Below are 18979 nucleotides of genomic sequence, written 5' to 3'. Positions count from 1 at the left end.
TAAAGAATTTTTTTCGCAGCAGGACCAGAGAATGAGAGATAAGGCCGCTCTCCGGCGAAAAAAACTTTAAGCAGGTAGCACACACAGTGGGACACCTTGCAATTGACTTATTTTACGAAAAAATAAAACAGAGATGACGAATCGGAGCCGGATCGAGGCAACAGGTGGAGAAAACCAGGGAAGGACTTCGGCGGCAGGCGTACCGCACGCTGGCGACGGCGACGCCACCGCCGCCAGCGAACGGGGTGGTAGCGTGCGTTTTTGCTTGCGCCGCAGTGCCGGATGAGTCCCGTCCTGTTTCACCGGTTTTGGATCGGGCTCGCGCCGGGTTCAACCTCTTGCCGGCAGCGGGCCTTTCTCCACCTCGGCGGCCAGCCGGGCCAGGATCGCGGTGAAGGCCAGGGCCGCGAGCAGCAGCAGGCCGATGAATCCCGCCACCCCCGGCCAGCCGGCCCCGGCCCAGCAGAATCCGCCGACCGTGCCGGCAACACTGGCGCCGAGGTAGTAGAAAAAGAGATAGAGCGACGCGGCCTGGGCCTTGGCGGTCTTGGCGTGCCGGCCCACCCAGGTCGAGGCCACGGTATGGGCACCGAAAAAACCGCAGGTGAACACCGCGATCCCCAAGACGACCAGGGGAAGCGGCCTTGCCAGGGTCAGGACAATCCCGGCGAACATGGTCGCCACGCAGGCCCGGACCGTGAGGAAGCGGCCGAAACGGTTGACCAGCCTGCTCACCGTGGAGGAACAGTAGGCCCCCAGAAGGTAGGTGAGGAAGATCAGGCTGACCACGGTCTGGCTCAGGCCATACGCACCGCCGAGCAGCCGGAAGGTGATGTAGTTGAACAAGGTGACGAAACTGCCCATCACCATGAAGGAGATGCCGTACAGGCACAGGAGATGGGGGTCGCGCAACTGCTGCAGCACCGAGGTGAAGAAGTAGCGGTACTCGAAGGGCCGGCGGCGGAAATTGGCCGAAGGCGGCAGGCTGAAGGCAAAGTAGATGCTGAGTCCCAAGGAGATCAGGCCCACCAGGCCCAGGGCCAGGTTCCAGGAAAAAAAGTCGGTCACCGTGGCGGTGAACAGCCGCCCCGACATGCCGCCGATGGCATTGCCGCTGATGTACAGCCCCATGGCCGTGCCGACGGTCGGAGGGTCGATTTCCTCGCTCAGGTACGCCATGGCAACGGGCGGCAGGCCGGCGAGCACCAGCCCCTGGGCAAAACGCAACGCCACCAGGGACGAGAACGAATGGCAGAACGCGGTCAGCAGCGCCAGGATCGAGGTCAGCAACAAGGCGCCCAGCATCACCGGCTTACGGCCCATGGTCTCCGACAGGGTTCCGGCCAGCAGCATGGCCACCGCCAGGGTGAAGCTGGCGGCCGAAAGCGGCAGACTGGCCCAGGCGGGACGGATGCCGAATTCCCGCGCGAATTCCGGCAACAACGGCTGCACGTCGTAAAGGGTGATGAAGGTGACGAAACCGGCGGCGAAAAGTGCCAGATTGACCTTGCGGAAGGCAAGGGTGCCGCTTTGAATGCGTGGACTGTTCATGGGGTCCGGTCTGCTTGGCGTTCTGCCGCAAAAAGGGAGGAGGTGATATTGCGCTTGAATATAGCCACCGGCTCGATATAAATAAAATATATAAAAATTATAATTTCGATAACCACACGTTATTTACACGCCATGGAAATCCGCCAGCTGAAATGCTTCGTCGAGATCGCCCGCCACCACAACTTCACCAAGGCTGCGGAAGCGCTCAACATCGCCCAGCCGGCGATCAGCATGGCGATCCAGAAACTGGAGGGCGAGCTGGAATCGGTTCTGTTCAACCGCCGCAACCGGCGGGTGACCCTGACCGCGGAAGGAGAGATTTTCCTTGCCCATGCCAATCGCATCCTGGAGGCGCTGGAGGCAGCGGGCCAGGAAATGGCCGACCTGAAGGGACTGCAGAAAGGCGAGGTGCGCCTGGGCATCCCGCCGATGATGAGCACCTATTTCTTTCCGGCCATCATCCATGAATTCAAGCGGCTGCATCCCCATTTGCAGCTGGCGGTCTCGGGCGAGGGCGCGGGCAGCATCCAGCGCAAGATCAACCAGGGCGAGCTGGACATGGGAGTCATCGCCGGCGGCCATGTGCCGGAGAACCTGGAAGTCCGCCATATCCTGCGCGAGGAGGTGGTGGCCTGCATCCCGGCCGGCCATCCCTTTGCCGCGCGGGACGCGATCACCCTTCGGGAATTCGCCGCCCAGCCCCTGATCATGTTCAAGCAGGGCTATTACCAACGGGAAATGCTGCTCGAGTTGCTGCACGAACTCCCCGATGTCCAGCCCCGGGTGGTGTTTGAAACCAACCTCTTTTCCCTGGTCAAATCCCTGGTCAAGCGGGGCCTGGGCCTTGCCACCCTGTTGAGGATGGTGGCCGAGGACGACCGCGATCTCCAGGCCGTCTCCTTCGATCCGCCGCTCTATCTCGACCTGATGCTGGCCTGGAAAAAAGGGGCCTATCTCTCCCACGCCAACAAGGCCTTCGTCGACTTTCTCATGGCCCAACTGCAACTGTATGGCGGCCGGCGGTAGCGGCTGCCGCGGGCGCGGCCGCAGGGCATGCGGTTCCGGTTGCCTCGCGCCCCGACCATGGTACAATAATCGGGCACTCATCGGAAAAGAACGGCCGGACCGGAACGACGCCCTTGGTCGATCACGGGCACCGTACCGCCGGCGGCTTTCCATTACCCACGGCTTGATATCCTATGCGTCTTGCATTCCCCACCCTTGCGATCGTCCTCTATATTTGCGTCAGCCTGATCTGGCGGCTGCCCTGCCGGCCCTGGCTGAAGATGGCCGCCGGCTGCGCCCTGGTCGCGGTCGGCTCGAAATACATTATCTACGAGAAAATCGGGGGTTCGTTCATTGCCCCGGATTTCCCGCCCGCACTGCTGTTGACCATGGAATTTCTCTACAGCGCCATGGTCCTCCTCGCCTTCCTGCTGCTGGTCAGGGACGCTTTGGCCTTGCTGCTGCTCGTCAGCCGTTGGTTGGGCAGCTCCTGGCACCTGCCGTTTACGCCGGCCAAGCAGGCGGCCGGGCTGCTCGGCGCGGCGTTCGTTCTGGCCCTGGTCGGCAGCTGGCAGGCAACGCGGGTGCCCGAGGTGCGGACCGTCGAGATTGCCCTGCCCGGCCTGCCCGCGGAATTGGACGGCTTGTCCCTGGTGCAGTTGACCGACCTGCATGTCGGCCTGCTGCTGAAAGGCCCGTGGCTTGAAGAAGTGGTGCGGAAGACCAATGCGCTGAACCCCGACCTGATCGTGCTGACCGGCGACATGGTCGACGGCTCGCCGGAGGCGCTGGCCCACGACATTGCGCCCCTGCGGAACCTGCACGCCCGATACGGGGTCTACGGCATTACCGGCAACCACGAATACTATTTCGGGGTGCGGCAATGGCTGCCGGTTTTCGGGCAATTGGGAATCGTCATGCTGCAGAACGACTATCGCGCCCTCGCCATCCGGGGCACGACCCTGGTGCTGGCCGGGGTACCGGATCAGGCGGCCCTGAGGTTCGGCGAGCCCGGCCCGGAGTACGGCTTTCTGCAAACACTGCCCCAGGGCGTCCGGGTACTGCTCCAGCACCGGCCGGCCGGCGCCCCGGCAACAAACCGGGCCGACCTTCAACTGTCCGGCCATACCCACGGCGGCCACCTGTTCTTTCTCAAATGGCTCATCGCCTCCTACAACGGCGGCCTGGTCGGCGGCCTTTTCGATGTCAACGGAGGCAAACTCTACGTCAGTCCGGGAACCGGCGTCTGGGCCGGATTCTCCTGCCGCCTGGGCGTGCCGTCCGAGATCACCCGCATCGTCCTGCGCCGCGGTTAGAGCGCGCCAGCAAGCGCCCGACCCGCCCGGACCGTTATGATGGAGTTGGAGAAGCGGCCTTATCGGCCCGAGCCGCGTCGCGCATTTTCTTGCCTCATCGTTTTTTACGTAGCAAAAGCATGATACACGTACGTTTCGACCATGCGCTCGTGGCCGCCGGACCGCATCAATCGGAAAACGAGAGGAAAAATGACCATTGCCAGCCACCGCTCCCGCGCAGCAGGAACTTCCTTGAACCGGTATCGCCGATATCGTTTCTTGCCGCCTCGGGCGGTGGGCGTGTTGGGGATGCTATGGATGATAGCGCCGGCCTCGACGGCCTTTAGCTGGGAGACATCCAAGGATGCCTGGGCCTTGCTCGGAGGGTACGGCCAGAGCATCTCCGGTTGGGGGCAAACCACCCAACGGGTACGGACCTTCGACCTGGTTCCCCGCTACGACCACATGACCGTCGACAATCTGGGATCGGGTTGGCTCAAGGGCTTCCACTCGACCCTGATCGAACTGCCGGTCCATGTCGTCACCAGTCCGGACAGCTCCCTGATGGTCGGGATCAATCTGCTCGCCTGCTATACCTTTACCGCCGCTGGCGAGTGGCAGCCGTACATTTTCGGCGGCGGCGGCCCGGTGTATAGCTTTGCCGACATCCCCGGCATGGGGGCCAAATGGAATGGCAACTATCAATTTGCCCTCGGTTTGAAGCACCCGCTCGATGCGACCCGGGCCTGGCTGCTGGAGATCCGGTACCACCATATCTCCAATGCCGGCACCGAAGAGCCCAACGAGCCCCTCAATTCGATCAAGTTCCTGGCCGGGATGACCTTTTAAACGCGGCCCGAAGGTGAAGCCGGCCCGATCACGGCCGGGCCAGGCCGCTTGCTTCCGCACCAACCCGTCCCCCATCCGGCTCGGCGTTGCGCCAGCAGGTCGGGTCCGAGGCGAGATAATCGCCGGTCATTTGATAGGCCGCGCCCCGGCAGCCGTAGCATTCCCCGCTTTTCTCGCACGTCCCACAGGGACCCTTGATCATCTCCCGATAATTTTTCAGGTTTCTCACCACTTGGCTGTGCTTGAGGATCTCGGCCAGCCGCCGGTGGCGGATGTTGCCCAGGGCAATGGTCACCCCCACGCAGGGCATGACCTCGCCCCGGGCGGTGACCAGGCAGGAAACCTGGTGCCGCATGCACCGGTTGCCGGCCAGGGGCGGCTGCGGCTCCCATTCCCGGCCGAACCGTTCCCGGTCCAGGAGGGCGAGCCGGGTGAACAGCTCGCGCACTTCGGCGGCCTCGACATTGAGCCACGTGTTGTTCAATGCGTTGGCCTGCGGGGTGAGAACCTCGAAATAAGGTTCGATGCGCCGCGCCCGCAGCCATTGCCACAGCTCGACCAATTCCACCAGGTTCTGCCGGCAGATCACCGTGCTGGCGGCGAGAAAAAGCTCCTGCGAGGGATATCCCGCCCGACGCAACCGTTCCAAGGCCCGATCGATAATCCCGAAGGCGCCTTTTTTTCCGGCGAGGCGGTCCTGGATCGCCGCATCGCGGGAGTTCATCTTCACCACCACCCGGACCCGCTCCTCGGCCAGGACCCCGGCCAGGTGGTCGGTGATGCCGGTGCCGTTGGTGAACAGCTCGATCTCCAGCCCAAGCCCACCGAGAAAACGGAGCATCTCCACCAGGTGCGGATAGATGGAGGGCTCGCCGCCCAGGATGATGATCTTGCGGGCGCCCAGTTCCCTGGCCTGGAGAAGGACCTCCTTGATCTCCCGCCTCGACATCTCCCCGGCGGCGGCCGTTCGATCCTCCACATAGCAGTAGGCGCAGCGGAAGTTGCATTGCCGGCTGAACTCGATCTCCAGAGACAGCAGCCGGTCGGCCGCGGCGGCGGCACGGATCTCGTCCGCGGTGAATTCCAGGTTGTAGAGCTGCATCCTCAATACCCCTCGAGGTCCTTGAAGGTATTGATCCGTTGCCAGCGCCGCACCTCCCGCTGGTAGCGGCCCTCCCAGCCGCCCTTGCGCATGATCCGCCAGTAGTGCAACTTGAGCAGGGGCTTGAAGGCAAACCGCCAGATCGAGGTCCACAGCCGGCCTTGCCTGCGGGCCGGGTCGGGCGGATTCCACCAGCCGAGCACCTGCTGCCGCTGCAGCCAGAACTGGTACTGCAATTCGGCGCTGCTTAAGTGGTTGGTGCGGACATTGGCCCAGAGGCCGCTGTATTTCTTGTAGTCCGTCCGGTTGGCGATCAATCCCTGTTCGAGCAGCTGCGCCCGCATCCCGGTCTTGGGATAGGGAGTGAGGATCTGGCAGTAGGAGGCATCGGCGCCGATGTCGACAAAAAACTCATAATTCTCGCGGATCGAATCCGCATCGTCCCCGGGAAAGCCGAAGATCAGGCCTCCAATGACCATCATCCCATATTTATGGCAGTTCTCGATCGCTTTTTTCGAGGCGGCCACGATATCGCCCTTGCCGGCCGCGCTCAGATTCTTCTTCGAGCCGTTCTCGATGCCGAGGAAGACGGAACGAAAGCCTGCCCGGGCCATCTTGGCCACCATCGGCTCGTTGGTGGCCATGGAGATGCAGTCGGCCTGGACCACCAGGTTGAGCCCCCGGTAGTTGCGGGCGACGATGGCGTCGCACAGCTCCATCACCCGCGCCGGATTGAGCACCATGTTGTCGTCGGTGATGAACACCCACCGGGTCTTGCGCCGGTAATAGATGTCGTCCAGGTCCGCCAGCACCCGCTCGATCGGATAGGTGCGGAAGGTCCGGCCGTACATGTGCTGCATGCTGCAAAAGTTGCACGAGCGGGTGCAGCCCCGCGAGGTCTCCATCAGCTCGATCTTGGAGTAGATGATGTGGTAGCCCCAGGTGAGGCGGCGCCGGTCGCGGATGGGCAGCTTCAGGGTGGAAAGGTCAAGATTTTCGCCCCTGGGATTGTGGATGAACCGGCCATCCTGCTGATAGGAAAGCGACGGGATCTCGGCGATTAGGTCGCGTCCGGCCAGGGCGTTGACCAGACGGCGGCAGCATTCCTCGCCCTCACCCCGGATGATGAAATCGATCCATTGGGACTCGGGCGCGGCGGCGATCTCCTCGGCCATCAGGGTGGCGTGGTAGCCGCCGATGGCGATCTTGACCCGGGGGCTGAGCTCCTTGAGCAAATGGGCGATCTTGACGCAGGTGTCGTACTGCCAGGCCATGGCCGACAGGCCGACCAGGTCCGGCTGGATGCGGCGCATCGTCTTGGCCAGGTAGTTTTTGATCGAGCGGCGCTTGCGGATCAGGTCGATCAGATAGACCTCGTGGTCGGCGTCGATGTTGCCGCCAACGCAGGCAATGCCATGGTTGGGCATGTGCACCGCCGTCTCGTGGATGATGATCGGCACCACGTCCGGCATGGAGATGAGGACAACCTTCATGGGGTGTGCTCCGGGAAAAAGGGCGGGGATGGCAACGCCTGGTCCGGCCCCTGCGGTTCGGGGCCCGCTTGGCCGCGTTCCATGGCCAGGCGGGCGCGGGTCGCGAGCGCGGCCGGATCGGTCTTGAGATCCCGTACCGGGATCGTTTCGACCAACCGCAGGCGGATGCGGTTGGGCGTGCCGGCGGCGAACAAGAAAACGCCGGGCGTGAACAGCCGCTCCGTGTTCTCCAGGCACAGGACATGGAGCGGCACCCGGCACTGGCGGGCAATCTTGAAGGCCCCCAGGTTGAGGGCGCCGACCCGGCCATCGCGGCTTCTCGTGCCCTCGGGAAAGACGAAAAGATTGCCGCCTGCGGCCAGATAGGTGGGCATCGCCTCCATCCGGGCCAGCATCAAGCCCGCGAGCCGGCCGGTGGCCGTGGCCGGCAGGTAGCCGGCGGTGCGGATCACCCAGCCGAAGATGGGCAGGGTGAAAAAAACGGACTTGACGATGGTCGTGGAGCGTTCGAGCTGGGCGATCAGGAGCAGGGGGTCGAGGAAGGAACGATGGTTGCAGACGATCACCGAGCCGCGAAGGGAGCCGATGCGGTCGTCGATCTCCCAGCGCTGCCGGGGGGCGATAGTCCGCAACAGGAAAAAAAAGCCGCGATAGAAGGCGCGGTTGTACCGCTGGAACGCCGCCTCTTTCCGGGAGGAAAAAAGACCGCTGGCGATGTACAGGGGCGCGAACAGGACGATGAACCCCAGGGTGAAATAGAGCCAGCAGGTCAGGGTGACGCCCAGGTCGAACCATCTGTCCGCGCTCCGTCGCCACACCTCTAGCCCACCTCGCTCCCGTTTTTGACCAGCAGGCAGGTGTTGACCCCGCCGAAGGCGAAGTTCTGGATCGAGGCGATGCGGGTCGTGGCCTCGATCACCCCCGGGGTATGGTTGAGCATGGCGCAACGGGGATCCACCTCTTCCAGGTTGAGGGTGGGCGCAAGGAAGCCCTCGGCCATCATGTAGAGGGTCATGATCAACTCGATCGCGCCGCAGGTGCCCATGGTGTGGCCGGTGTAGCTTTTCAGCGCGGTAACGTGGGGTTTTTGGCCGTAGACCGCCTCGATGGCCTGGGACTCGACGATGTCGCCCATTTTGGTGGCCGTGGCGTGGGCGCTGACGTAATCGACCGCCGCGGGTTCGATCGCCGCATCGGCCAGGGCAAGGCGCAGGGTGGAGGTGATGCCCTTGAGATTGGGCAGGATCAGGTCGCCGCCGTTGTTGTTGCAAGCAAAGCCGATGACCTCGCCCAGGATGGGCGCGCCCCGCTTTTTGGCGGCCTCGTACTCTTCCAGCAGGACCGCGGCCCCGCCCTCGCCGACCACCAGGCCGTCGCGTCTTCGGTCGAAGGGCCGAGGGGTGCGGGCGGGATGATCGTTGTAGCCGACCGAGCAGGCGAGGAGATTGTCGAAGACCGCCACCGTGGTGGTGTCGTACTCGTCGGCGCCGCCGCAGAGCATGGCGTCCTGCATGCCGTATTTGACCATCTCGTAGCCGAAGCCGATGGCCTGGCTGCTGGTGGTGCAGGCGGTCGAGGAGGCGATCACCCGGCCGGTGATGCCGAACATGCGGGTGATGTTGACCGCGGTGGTATGAACCATGGAGCGAAGGTAGTCGACCGCGCCGATGGAGGAAAATTCGGTTTCCAGGTGCTGGAAAAAGGTCTTGTAGATCTCCCGCTGCACCGTCGGGCTGCCATGGGTGGACCCGAAGGCCACGCCGAGCCGTCCGGACTCGATGAAGTCCCGGGAGAGCCCGGAGGCGGCGAGCGTGTCTTTGGCCACCTGGCAGGCGTAATAGGCCACCGGCCCCATGGTTTTGCGCTGCGAGCGGGTGAACTCGTAGGCAATGGGATAGTCGACCGTGCCGAACACCCGGGAGTGGATATGTCCGGTCAAAAGACCGTCGTCGCGCAGGGGCTTGACCCCGGAGAGCCCCCGGCAAAGGCTGTCGACAATGGCCGGCCGGCCGTAGCCGATGGGGGTGATGGCCGAGCAGGCGGTGATGACGACGCGGCGTTTCATCGACGAAACCGTGGCGGCCTATCGGCCGCGGTCCTGCTGTATCCTCTCCAGGTAGTCGAGGATATCGTTGATCGTCCTGATCTCCATCGCCTTTTCCTTTTCCTCCCGGGTCAGGGAGAAGCCGAGGACGCGCTCAATCTTGGCGAGCAGCTCGATGGCGTCGATGCTGTCGAAACCGTGGTCGTCGCGGAGGTTGTCGTTTAAGCCCGGCTGCTGGAATTCGAAGTCCTGGACAAGAATGGTCAGGATCTTCTCTTGCAGTACGTCTCTGGTCATGGCTGGTGGTCCGGGAACGGGAGTCTGGAGCGGGAATCTGGAAAAAACTGAAATACTACCCTTAATCCCCGTGAAAGGAAAAGGAAATCATTCCGGAACAAACCCTGCGCCCCGTGAACAAATGCCGGCTCACGGGCCTTCGACCGGTTCATGGAGGAAGCGGTCGAAATGGTACCACTCGCACGGGTGGGCGCGCAGGGCCGACTCCAGCAGATCGGCGTAGCGCTGGGCCGCCGTGGCAAGGGCCCGCTGCCGATCCCCCCTGCCGCCGCTCCTGACCCAGATCGGCTCGGAAAAGGTAAAGCGATAGCGGTTGCGCCCGGTGCGGAAGGCAAAGAAGACGACGATCGGCGCGCCCGACACCAGGGCCAGGACAAAGGGCGCCTCGGAAACCGAGGCGGCGCGCCCCCGCACGATCACCGGGATCCGGCGCTGATCCTGCCGCCACACCATGTCCCCGGCCATGGAGACCAAGCCGCCTCGTTGCAGCATCCGCAGCCCCTCGACCGCCTGAAACGGCGAGGCCGTTTCCCGGCCGGCCCCGAGGATGGCAATGCCGGCCCGCTGCAATTCCTCCTTCTGGGTGCGCTCCACCCCTTCCTTTTCCTTGACGCCCATGTAGAGCAGCAGCGGCGTCTCGTAGCCCTGGCGCATCAGCAGCCGGGCCGCCATCTCCCAGTTGCCGAGGTGGGACATCAGCAGCAGGGCTCCGCCGTGGCCGATCCGGGCATCCAGCGCCTCGACGCCTTCGCAGGCGAATGCGGGCGGGTAGCCGCAATTGGTGAGGAAGCGGTCGAAATGGATGGTGGTAAAGTTCTGGTATTGCCGGAAGGCGCACCAGAGATGGAACCACCGGCCGCGCTCGGGAAAGAGGATGGCATACAGGCGGCGGCTTTCCTGCACCTTGGAGGAGAACAGGAAATAGCCGCAGGCGATGCCGCGCGCCACCCCGGCAAAGAACCAGGGGCCAGCCAGGCGCGACATCCGCACCAGGATGACGTGGGGATCGATGCTCATCGCCGGCGCCCCAACCGGAACACACGGTCGCAGATCAGCCGACAGAAGGTGCCGGTGTTACGGCAAAAATCAAGCCACGGCCGGAAATGGCTGACCCGGACCCCCTTGGGCTGGTAGACGACCGACACCGGCACCTCGACGATGGCGATGCCGCGCCGCCGAGCCCGCACCAAGACCTCCACCTCGAACTGGTATCTCCGGGCCGCCACCCCCAGTGCCAAGGTTTCGGGGAGGGGGTAGAGCCGAAAGCCGGATTGGGAATCCGCGATCAAGGGGCCGCCGGAGACCCAGACCCAGAAATTGGAGAATCCCCGGCCGAACCGGCTGGTCCACGGCACATGCCCGCCGCGCATGCCCCGGCGCTTGCCCACGACCAGCACCCGGGCATCCTGTCGGGCAGCGGCGGCGGCCAACAGGGCCCGTCCGTCTTCCGGATCGTGCTGGCCGTCCGCGTCGATGGTCAAGATCCAATCGCAGGTGGGAGCGGCGGCGGCAAAACCGGTGAGCAGGGCCGCGCCCTTGCCCCGGTTGGCCGGATGGCGGAGCACGACAATCTCTTCCTGGGCCGCGAGCACGGCGGCCGTGGCATCGGTGGAGCCGTCGTCGACGACAAAGATCGGCAGGCCCAGGGGCCGCGCCGCCGCGATCACCTCCGCCACCTGCGGCCCGTGGTTGTACACCGGGATCACGATTGCCGCCCGCATCTCATGCCTCCTCGGCAAAGGCCAAGGACCAGGTGCCCGGCCCCATGTGGACCCCGGAGGTCAGGGAAAGGGGCACGGTCAGGATCTCCGCCCCGGGGAGGAGCGTGCGCAATTGCGGCTGGACCACTTCCCTTACCCAGGACTCGTTGTCGGAATACTGCAGGAGGAGCACGGCGCGGCCGGACGCGTGGATCTCCGTTTTGGCCTTGTCGAGGGCAAAGGCGAGCTGGCCGGCGCGGCTGCGGACCAGGCCCACCTTCCGCACTCCCTCCGGGGCCGGACTGATCACCGGTTTCAGGTGCAGGAAATCGCCGAACAGGCCGCTGGCCCGCGACACCCGGCCGCCGGCGACGAGATGGCGCAGGGTGTCGATGAACACGTATTCCCGGCAGCTCTCGACCAGGCGCAGGGCATGGGCCCTGACCGCGTCGGCATCCTCCGTGCGCAGGGCCAGGCGGCCGGCGAGCAGGGCGATCAGCCCCAACCGGCCCGAGGCGGCACCGGTGTCGATGGTCTCCAGGCAGTGTTCGCGGTCCTGTTGCCGCTGCCAGGCAAAGGCCACGCCGTGGTTGCCGGTGAAGGCTGAACCGACGCAGAGGTAGAGGGTGCGCCCGAATTCCTGGCAGACGCTTCGAAAGCGCCCGTGCCGCTCGGCCAGCGAGGCCTGGGCCGTGGTCAGGCGGTGGCCCCGGCGCATCAGGGCGTAGATCGTTTCCGGATCGCAGAGGCTTTCCGGCCGGGCAATGTCGCCGTGGACGATGTACCTGTCCACCAGGCTGATACCGTGGCGGCGCGCCAGCCGGCGCGGCAGGGAGCCGGCTGCATCGGTCATGATGTGGAGGCATCCCCGGACAGCCGGAGGCCGCTCCCGCCCCCCGCCTCCGGCGTCGAGGGGTTCGGCCGACCAGCCGGCCACCTCGCCCAGGCCGGCGAGCCGGGCGCGCAGGCCCTGCGGATCGGGGGTGTGGACATGGATTTTCAACCGTGCCTGTTCGGGAACGACCACCAGGCTCTCGCCCAAGCCGGCCATGGCGGCCGGGTCGAGCGGCTTGGTGCCGGCCGGGGTGAGCAGAACATCGACGCAATACTCCCGGCTGGCAGGCGGCCGATACTCGGCGCGCAATGCGAGCCGGCCGGGAAAGAGGGCAAAAAGCGAGGGGCTGTCGCCGGCCATGCCGGTCAGGGTCCGGAAAAAACCGTCGAAAAAGATGTACATGCCCAGGGCCCCGGCATCGACCACCCCGGCCGAGCGGCAGTCGGCCTGGGTCTGGGCGGTGGCCAACACGGTTTGGCGCAGGGCGGCCAGCACGGTCTCGCCTGCGGCCGCATCGCGCGGCGGGCAGCGGCCCAGGGTCTCGGCCAAGGTGTCGAAGACCGTGAGCATGGTGCCGTCCTTGGGGTCCGCGACCGCCTGCCGGGCTCGCGCGCACCCTGCCCCCGCCCGTGCGGCCAGGTCGTCCGCGCCTGCCGCCCCCAGCAAGACGCCGAAAAAGGCGGCGGCGATGTTGCCGGAGTTGCCGGTGGCCGCACGGACGATCCGTTCGGCCGTCCGCTCCGGATCCTGGCCGCAGGCGCGCAGCGGGCCGAGGCTGATGCGGAGGTTGGCGCCGGTGTCCGCGTCGGCCACGGGAAAGACATTGATCCGGTCGAGCAGGTCGGACCAGGCGCTCAAGCCGGCATACCCGGCGGCAAAGGCTTCTTCCAGGGGCGCGGTCATGGGGCAAAGAGCCGAAGAACGGCCTCGCGGTCGACCTTGCCGTTGGCCTTGAGCGGCAGTCGTTCGACCGTCTTGACGGCGCGCGGCAGGGCATGGGGCTCGAACCGGGCGGCCAGAGCGGCACGGATTGCCTCGGCCGTCACCCGCTCCCCTTCCACCAGGACGACGATGCGGTGTTCGCGGCCGCCGGCATCCGGCAGGGCCAGGACCAGGCAGTCGGCAACGCCCGCGAGCTGCCTGATCGCCCCCCGGATCTCCTCCAGATCGACCCGCTTGCCGCCCACCTTGGTGATCGAGTCGGTCCGGCCCTTGAGCTGGAAACCGGTCGCGCCGGCGGGTTCGACCCGGTCGCCGGTGAGGAAAAATCCCTCCGAATCCCGTGGCAGGCCTGGCGAAAGGTAGGGCGAGCGGATCGAAAGCCGTTCGTCCCGAATATGCCAGTCCACGGTGGGATACGGGGTGAAGCCGGTCTCGCCTTGAAAACGGTTACGCAAGCCGATGCCGCCGGTTTCGGTGGAGCCGTACACCTCGACGATGCCCAGGCGGTTGTGACGACAGAACTCGGTGTTATCCTCGGCATCGAGCATGCCGGCGGAGGAAAAGGCCCGGCGCAGCGAGGGGCCCAGGGGGCCTTTGCCCCGCAGCGCTCGGTACTGGGGGGGAACTCCGATCAGAACGGTTGCCTGCCATTTTCGCACGGTACGGGCGATTTCCTCGGGGAACGAAGGACTGTCCGAAACGATGGACGCCCCCGAAACCAGCGGCAGAAGCACGGAATAGAGCAGGCCGTAGATGTGGGCGGGGGAGACGGTGGCGACGATGCGGTCCGCCGGCGAAACGGCGAAACGCTCCTCCAGGAACCAGGCCTCGGACAAAAGATTGGTCCCGGTTTTCGGCCAGAGTTGCGGCGCGCCGGTGGAGCCGCCGGTATACAGGCGCAGTAGCTCCTCGTCCGGCCTGGCATCGAACCGGGGCGAACCGGCCGCGATCTCGCCCCAGGGCAGCCGGACCACCTCCATGTCGGCCACCTCCTCCCGGTCGATGTCGGCCAGGGCCACGGTGCAGTCGGTGGCCCGCCGCATCCCGGCCAGGGTCTGGCCGGAAAAACCGTGCGGCAGCAGCACGACCGGACCGCCGGCCAGCGAGTTCAGCAGCGCGGCGGCGATCGATGCCCGATTGTCGGTCGCCAGGCAGACCGTGCCCCGCTGGCCGGTGCCGCCCAGGCGGGTCCCCAGCCAGGCGGCCATGCCATACACCTCGCCAAGGGTGGCCCCGCCGGCGACGAACTCCCGCCCTGCCTCGAAAGATCCGGCAAGCAAAGACGCGGCCGTCTGTTGAGCGCCAGGGTCTGTGGTCGTCATGTGCCCGTCCGCCCCTTGCCGAAGGTCTGGCCGGCCAGCTCCCGGTTGCGTGGCCTGAAGGTGTTGTCGGCCATCTCCTTCCGCACCACCTGCTGGAAGAGCTTGGCCATCTTGATGGGCTGGGATTCGTCCCGGTAAAAGGCGCTCCAGGCAAAGTCGAGCAGTTCCTGCAAGCGTTCCGGCGACATGTGCCGGGGCCGGTACACGACCCGGTCCGCCGAATAGTCGTCCCAGTCGGTGGAGAGGATGCGGTTCTGGCGCTGGAGTTCGTCGAAGGCCCTGGTGTGCGGGAACGGGGTCAAAACGGTGAACTCGGCCAGGTCCAGCTCGATGTCGAGGAGGAAATCGACCAGCCGCTTGATCGAGTCCTCGGTATGGCTGTCGAGTCCGAGCAGGATCGTGCCCTCGACACCGATGCCATGGTCGTGATAGCGCTTGATCCGCTCCCGGATGTAGTCCGAGGTGTCGAACACCGCCTGGTAAACGTACCAGGCCCCGGCCCGGGCGGCGAGATCGAGCACCTCGGGCTTGTCCTCGATGGGATGGCTGCACCATTTCTTCTTCAGCGGGATCATCTCCCGGAACAGCTCCATCTCCCAGGCGGTATCCTGTGCCAGCGAATTGTCGACTAGAAACAGGCGGTTGTTGTCGATGGCCGCCATCTCGGCGAGGGTCCGCTCGATGGGCCGGGGACGGAATTCCCTGCCGCCCAGATAAGCCACGGCGCAGGGATAGCAGTGAAAGCGACAGCCCCGCGAGGCATGCACCAGATCGACCATCTGCACCCCTTTGTGGTTGTACAGAGGGCGATTGAGGATATCGCGGCGGGCCGTGCCCACCAGGCCGATATCGGGCCGCTGTTCGAGGAAGTTGTAGCAGGGTTCGAGGGCGCCCCGGCGGAAATCGGCAAAGACCCGCTCCATTCGCCCCTCGGCCTCGCCGAGAAACACGGCGTCGGCGTGGGCCATGGTTTCCTCGGCGTGGAGCATGGTGGCGATGCCGCCGAAGATGACCTTGATCCCCTGGGCGCGGTAGGCGTCGGCAATGGCCCAGCCCCGCTTGACCTGGACGGTCAGCATCATCGAGATGCCGACGAAATCGACCGGATCGTCGAAATCGATGGGCTCCAGATTTTCATCGATGAAGTCCACGTCCACGTCATCCGGCAGGGTGGCGGCAAAGACCACCGGCCCGTGCGGCGGCAGGTGGAACTCGGTCTGCCTGGCCAGCTTCGGCCACCGGGGATAGATCAGGCGAAATTTCATGGTGGGTTCATGCCAAATTCATGGCGCGGAAGCCGGAAGGGGCTCGGCCTCAAGCAGGCGCAAGTTCAGGGTGTACGCGGCTGGACCGTGCCCGGTCAGCGTCACTTCGCGGGGCAGGATGCCGCCGCCGACCGGGCCGCAGGCGCGCGCCTCGACGGTGCGGATGCGCACCGGAAACTCGGTGCCGGAGGCGGGCGAGCGTGCGTAGGTGGAGAGCCGGAAACAGCCGTCCGCACCGGGAAGGACGTCGGTAACCGTGCGTTCGGCGGTAAAGCGGCAGAGCGGACTGCCGTCGGCCAGGCGGCCGTGGTCGGCGGTGCCGGCGGGGGGCAGGAACAGGGTCCGGATATCGGCGACCAGCCCCGCGGCAAAGGCTTGGCCGTCGAAGGGGGGAAGCGCCCGCAAGACCTCCAGGGAGCCGTCGGCCGGGGAGCGGGCCTCGAACAGGGTGAGTCCCTCCACGGTCATCAGGGCGCAGCTGAGGCTGTGGCCGTCAAGCATCAGCACCCCCATGGCATTGCCGCCGGTACCATCGGCCAGGTGGAAATCGATGGCATGGAGCATCTGCCAGCGCCCCTGGGGGAAGCAGGCCGCACAGCGGGCGGCGGCGGAATCGGAGGCGGCAGCGACCAACGGCGGCGGCCGCTCCGGACCGGGGCCGGCACAGGCAACGGCCAGGATGGCGGCCACCAGCAGAAGCGCCGGCCATCCCCTGCCCCGAAACCATTCCGCCCCCCGCGATCCACCCCGGCAGCGGGGAACACGGGCCCTCACGGATTATTTCTGCTTCGGGCCGGGTTCGACCGCGCCCGAGGCCCGGAGCAGATTCGCCACCTCTTTGAATTTGAACTCAATGGCGTAGGAGAGGGGGGTGCGGCCCTCCTTGTTGGCGACATCCACCTTGGCGCCATGGTCAAGCAGCAACCTGGTCATATCCGCCATGCCGTAATAGGCCGCAAAACTCAAGGAGGTCCAACCGTCATTGTTCTGACTGTTGACATCCACCCGTTTGGCGAGCAGCAACTTGGCCAAGGGTTCGTTGCCGGCATAGCTTGCGCACAAAAGCGGCGTCATCCCTTCCTTGTTGCGGACATTGACATCGGCGCCCTTGGCCATCAGGTACCGGGCCGACTCCATGTCGCCGTATTGGGAGGCGACCAGCAGCGGCGTGTTGCCGTACTTATCCCGGGATTCGATATCGGCGCCCTTGTCGATGTAGGCCTTGGCCTCGGCCGGCTTCTTGTTGGAGATCGCCGAGTGGATCGTATACTGTTGGCAACCGACGAGGAGCAAACACAATCCTAAAAAAATCCATTTTTTCATCATCATCCTCCTTGCGGAAACGATTTGCTACAAAAAATGAGCGACGCATACCCCCTTTGTCCTTGTGGCGTCACTCCCGGATCTGACACTCAATACTACAAATACTCGCTAGCGGAAGAAGAGAACATAAAAAAGCTGTTTGCAAAACTTGGTTGAAAGTGTCAATCTTAAAAAATATATTAATTTCAGTATCGTTTTAATAGCGCTGACCTTCTCGCATTAATAGCCGCTTTCAACCATTCAACCGAAAAGGTTGATACTATTTTATATAGCAACAACCAGCAGATCTTCGAGACAACAACATTTTAAAACATATCAATCATACAACGACATGAAAAATCAGTGCAGACATGACATCGACAAAAAATGACAACTTGATAGAAAAAAATAATATTAAACATTGGAACCTTGAGAGCATCTTGACCTTATCTACAATTCTCTTGATTCCTCTAATTTTATCAATCTTGCTATTATCTAGCTTTTCAATAGATTTCCCCGAATTCAATAGTTTATCAATAAAAAAAGGAATTTTAGAAAAAGTCGGAAGTGGTCGTTATCAAAAAAATAGCAACTGGATAACTCTTATAATTAATGGAAAGAGAGAAAATATAGATATACCAATTGGCAAAGAATCATCAAACCTTATAAATGAAACTGGAAACTTTATCGAGATTAGATATACATCAAAAAAACCTAAAAAAAATAACATATGGCATATTTCATCAGAAAAACAAATATATTTTAACTATGAAAAAAAACTGAATAAATTAATAGTGTTGAAATCATACACAAGAAATTTATATGCAATATGTTTAATATTTACATTATTTCACTATTCTTTTAGCTACAGATCAATAAAAAAATATATATCAGCAATCAATACAAGTGATACAGAAATTGATTTAATGATATCCAAAAAAATTATTTTTCAACCAAACGGATTCAACATTGGTTCACTCATTTACATACTTTCATTAATTGAAATTGCAATTATATATTTCACTTTAAAAATAGGTTTAATTAATAAAATTTTAAATATCGTATCAATATCAATACTAATCATGATTTTCTTGGGATTCCTAAGGCTTTTAAATATAAAACATTGCCTCGTACTTCACGAAGAAGGAATTGAATACGAACCATTTCGAAAAAAAATAAACACTAACTTTATCAGCTGGTCTGAAATTGAAAATATTACATATCGTTCATCAAAGGGATACACGTTCGTAACAATAAATCTCGCTTGTAGAAAAAGAGCATCATTTTTTGACAAACTATCATTAGTATTATACGACCCACTAAGTATACCAGTTTTCAATTTCGAAAATAGTTACACTTTGCAAAAACTTTTATTAAAACATCACGATTCAAAAAAGAAATAATCATCGTAAATTTTCTATATTTTCAAACAGGAATCAACAATTACATAATTTTTCAAATAATTTTAAAAAAGGATTTCATGCGGCAATTTCACTACACTCATGAGTAAATTATTCTCTCGTATTGATGGTGATGGAGGTTCCGGTTATCCTCTTTCGATTTTTGATATTTCAAAAAAACTTGTGCACCAACTTTCTCCAATCGGCCATAAATAAAGGGAATCTTGAAATTTAGTCCAGTACCCTCCATCAGCATCCACCGGGAAATTTTTCGCAAAGATCATGCTGTTCTGGCTTGTAATTCGATCGGTTTTGCGCCTTAGCGGTGCCTCATTCTGCGCTCAATGGCGTTTTTTTGCCATGTTGCCGCTCTCTGGACGCATTTCACCTGTTGGTAGCCAGAAGCATCCCCATCCGGTCAATGTTGTACGCCAAGTTGCGCAAGCCGATCTTGACCCGAGCCCGGGCTATGCCGATCGTGCGCAACAGCAAATTCCCCGCTCGCTGGGTCTGCACACCAAAGATGTGCTCGACCCGCGAACGGATCCTGGACCTGGTCCTGTTGCCTTCCCGTTCC

18 protein-coding genes are annotated in these 18979 nt (G+C 61.9%); 5 read left to right on the top strand and 13 right to left on the bottom strand.

Going from position 1 to position 18979, the window contains the following annotated elements:
* Positions 1-330: 330 nt before the first annotated feature.
* Complete coding sequence (locus tag RMR13_RS12345; protein ID WP_310600930.1) at positions 331-1551, bottom strand: MFS transporter; 1221 nt, start codon at positions 1549-1551, stop codon at positions 331-333.
* Positions 1552-1683: 132 nt separating this feature from the next.
* Between RMR13_RS12345 and RMR13_RS12340 the strand changes: the two genes are divergently transcribed.
* The 3 genes from RMR13_RS12340 to RMR13_RS12330 all read left to right on the top strand — a co-directional run bounded on the left by RMR13_RS12340 (position 1684) and on the right by RMR13_RS12330 (position 4700).
* Positions 1684-2577 carry a LysR family transcriptional regulator gene (locus tag RMR13_RS12340; RefSeq protein WP_310600929.1) on the top strand — a complete coding sequence of 298 codons (894 nt, stop codon included), beginning with the start codon at positions 1684-1686 and terminating at the stop codon, positions 2575-2577.
* Positions 2578-2750: 173 nt separating this feature from the next.
* Positions 2751-3872 (top strand): metallophosphoesterase, encoded by a 1122-nt coding sequence (locus tag RMR13_RS12335; RefSeq protein ID WP_310600928.1) that lies wholly within the window; start codon positions 2751-2753, stop codon positions 3870-3872.
* Positions 3873-4169: 297 nt separating this feature from the next.
* A complete protein-coding gene (locus RMR13_RS12330) occupies positions 4170-4700 on the top strand; it encodes an acyloxyacyl hydrolase (RefSeq protein ID WP_310600927.1) in 531 nt (176 codons plus the stop codon).
* A gap of 28 nt (positions 4701-4728) precedes the next feature.
* Here RMR13_RS12330 and RMR13_RS12325 read toward each other — a convergent pair whose 3' ends face one another.
* The 12 genes from RMR13_RS12325 to RMR13_RS12270 all read right to left on the bottom strand — a co-directional run bounded on the left by RMR13_RS12325 (position 4729) and on the right by RMR13_RS12270 (position 17023).
* Positions 4729-5802: a radical SAM/SPASM domain-containing protein gene (locus RMR13_RS12325; protein WP_310600926.1), complete on the bottom strand. Its 1074-nt coding sequence runs from the start codon at positions 5800-5802 to the stop codon at positions 4729-4731.
* Between the two features lie 2 nt (positions 5803-5804).
* On the bottom strand, positions 5805-7295 hold the full coding sequence (locus tag RMR13_RS12320; RefSeq protein WP_310600925.1) for a B12-binding domain-containing radical SAM protein: 1491 nt from the start codon (positions 7293-7295) through the stop codon (positions 5805-5807).
* A complete protein-coding gene (locus tag RMR13_RS12315; protein ID WP_310600924.1) occupies positions 7292-8113 on the bottom strand; it encodes a lysophospholipid acyltransferase family protein in 822 nt (273 codons plus the stop codon). Before RMR13_RS12315 ends, RMR13_RS12320 begins: the two co-directional genes overlap by 4 nt.
* A 2-nt stretch (positions 8114-8115) precedes the next feature.
* Positions 8116-9360, bottom strand: coding sequence for a beta-ketoacyl synthase N-terminal-like domain-containing protein (locus tag RMR13_RS12310; RefSeq protein ID WP_310600923.1), 1245 nt, complete (start codon positions 9358-9360; stop codon positions 8116-8118).
* 18 nt (positions 9361-9378) lie between these two features.
* Positions 9379-9636 (bottom strand): phosphopantetheine-binding protein, encoded by a 258-nt coding sequence (locus RMR13_RS12305; RefSeq protein WP_310600922.1) that lies wholly within the window; start codon positions 9634-9636, stop codon positions 9379-9381.
* Between the two features lie 129 nt (positions 9637-9765).
* Positions 9766-10653: a lysophospholipid acyltransferase family protein gene (locus RMR13_RS12300; protein ID WP_310600921.1), complete on the bottom strand. Its 888-nt coding sequence runs from the start codon at positions 10651-10653 to the stop codon at positions 9766-9768.
* Positions 10650-11357: a glycosyltransferase family 2 protein gene (locus tag RMR13_RS12295; RefSeq protein ID WP_310600920.1), complete on the bottom strand. Its 708-nt coding sequence runs from the start codon at positions 11355-11357 to the stop codon at positions 10650-10652. Before RMR13_RS12295 ends, RMR13_RS12300 begins: the two co-directional genes overlap by 4 nt.
* A 1-nt stretch (position 11358) precedes the next feature.
* Positions 11359-13074: a DegV family protein gene (locus tag RMR13_RS12290; RefSeq protein WP_310600919.1), complete on the bottom strand. Its 1716-nt coding sequence runs from the start codon at positions 13072-13074 to the stop codon at positions 11359-11361.
* Complete coding sequence (locus RMR13_RS12285; RefSeq protein ID WP_310600918.1) at positions 13071-14435, bottom strand: fatty acid--CoA ligase family protein; 1365 nt, start codon at positions 14433-14435, stop codon at positions 13071-13073. The genes RMR13_RS12290 and RMR13_RS12285 overlap by 4 nt, the downstream gene beginning before the upstream one ends.
* Positions 14432-15700 (bottom strand): cobalamin-dependent protein, encoded by a 1269-nt coding sequence (locus RMR13_RS12280; protein ID WP_310600917.1) that lies wholly within the window; start codon positions 15698-15700, stop codon positions 14432-14434. Before RMR13_RS12280 ends, RMR13_RS12285 begins: the two co-directional genes overlap by 4 nt.
* Positions 15701-15718: 18 nt before the next feature.
* Positions 15719-16474, bottom strand: a complete 756-nt coding sequence (locus tag RMR13_RS12275) for a hypothetical protein (RefSeq protein WP_310600916.1) — start codon at positions 16472-16474, stop codon at positions 15719-15721.
* Positions 16475-16477: 3 nt separating this feature from the next.
* Positions 16478-17023 carry an ankyrin repeat domain-containing protein gene (locus RMR13_RS12270; RefSeq protein ID WP_310600915.1) on the bottom strand — a complete coding sequence of 182 codons (546 nt, stop codon included), beginning with the start codon at positions 17021-17023 and terminating at the stop codon, positions 16478-16480.
* A gap of 350 nt (positions 17024-17373) precedes the next feature.
* Between RMR13_RS12270 and RMR13_RS12265 the strand changes: the two genes are divergently transcribed.
* Together RMR13_RS12265 and RMR13_RS15400 are read left to right on the top strand one after the other, a co-directional pair.
* Positions 17374-18405: a hypothetical protein gene (locus RMR13_RS12265; RefSeq protein ID WP_310600914.1), complete on the top strand. Its 1032-nt coding sequence runs from the start codon at positions 17374-17376 to the stop codon at positions 18403-18405.
* A gap of 279 nt (positions 18406-18684) precedes the next feature.
* The coding region (locus tag RMR13_RS15400) for a hypothetical protein (RefSeq protein ID WP_409070292.1) at positions 18685-18979 on the top strand (295 nt) is incomplete at its 3' end.

This window comes from Desulfobulbus sp. (genome assembly GCF_031547805.1).
Classification (GTDB): domain Bacteria; phylum Desulfobacterota; class Desulfobulbia; order Desulfobulbales; family Desulfobulbaceae; genus Desulfobulbus.
This window is presented reverse-complemented; position numbering and strand designations above follow the sequence as displayed.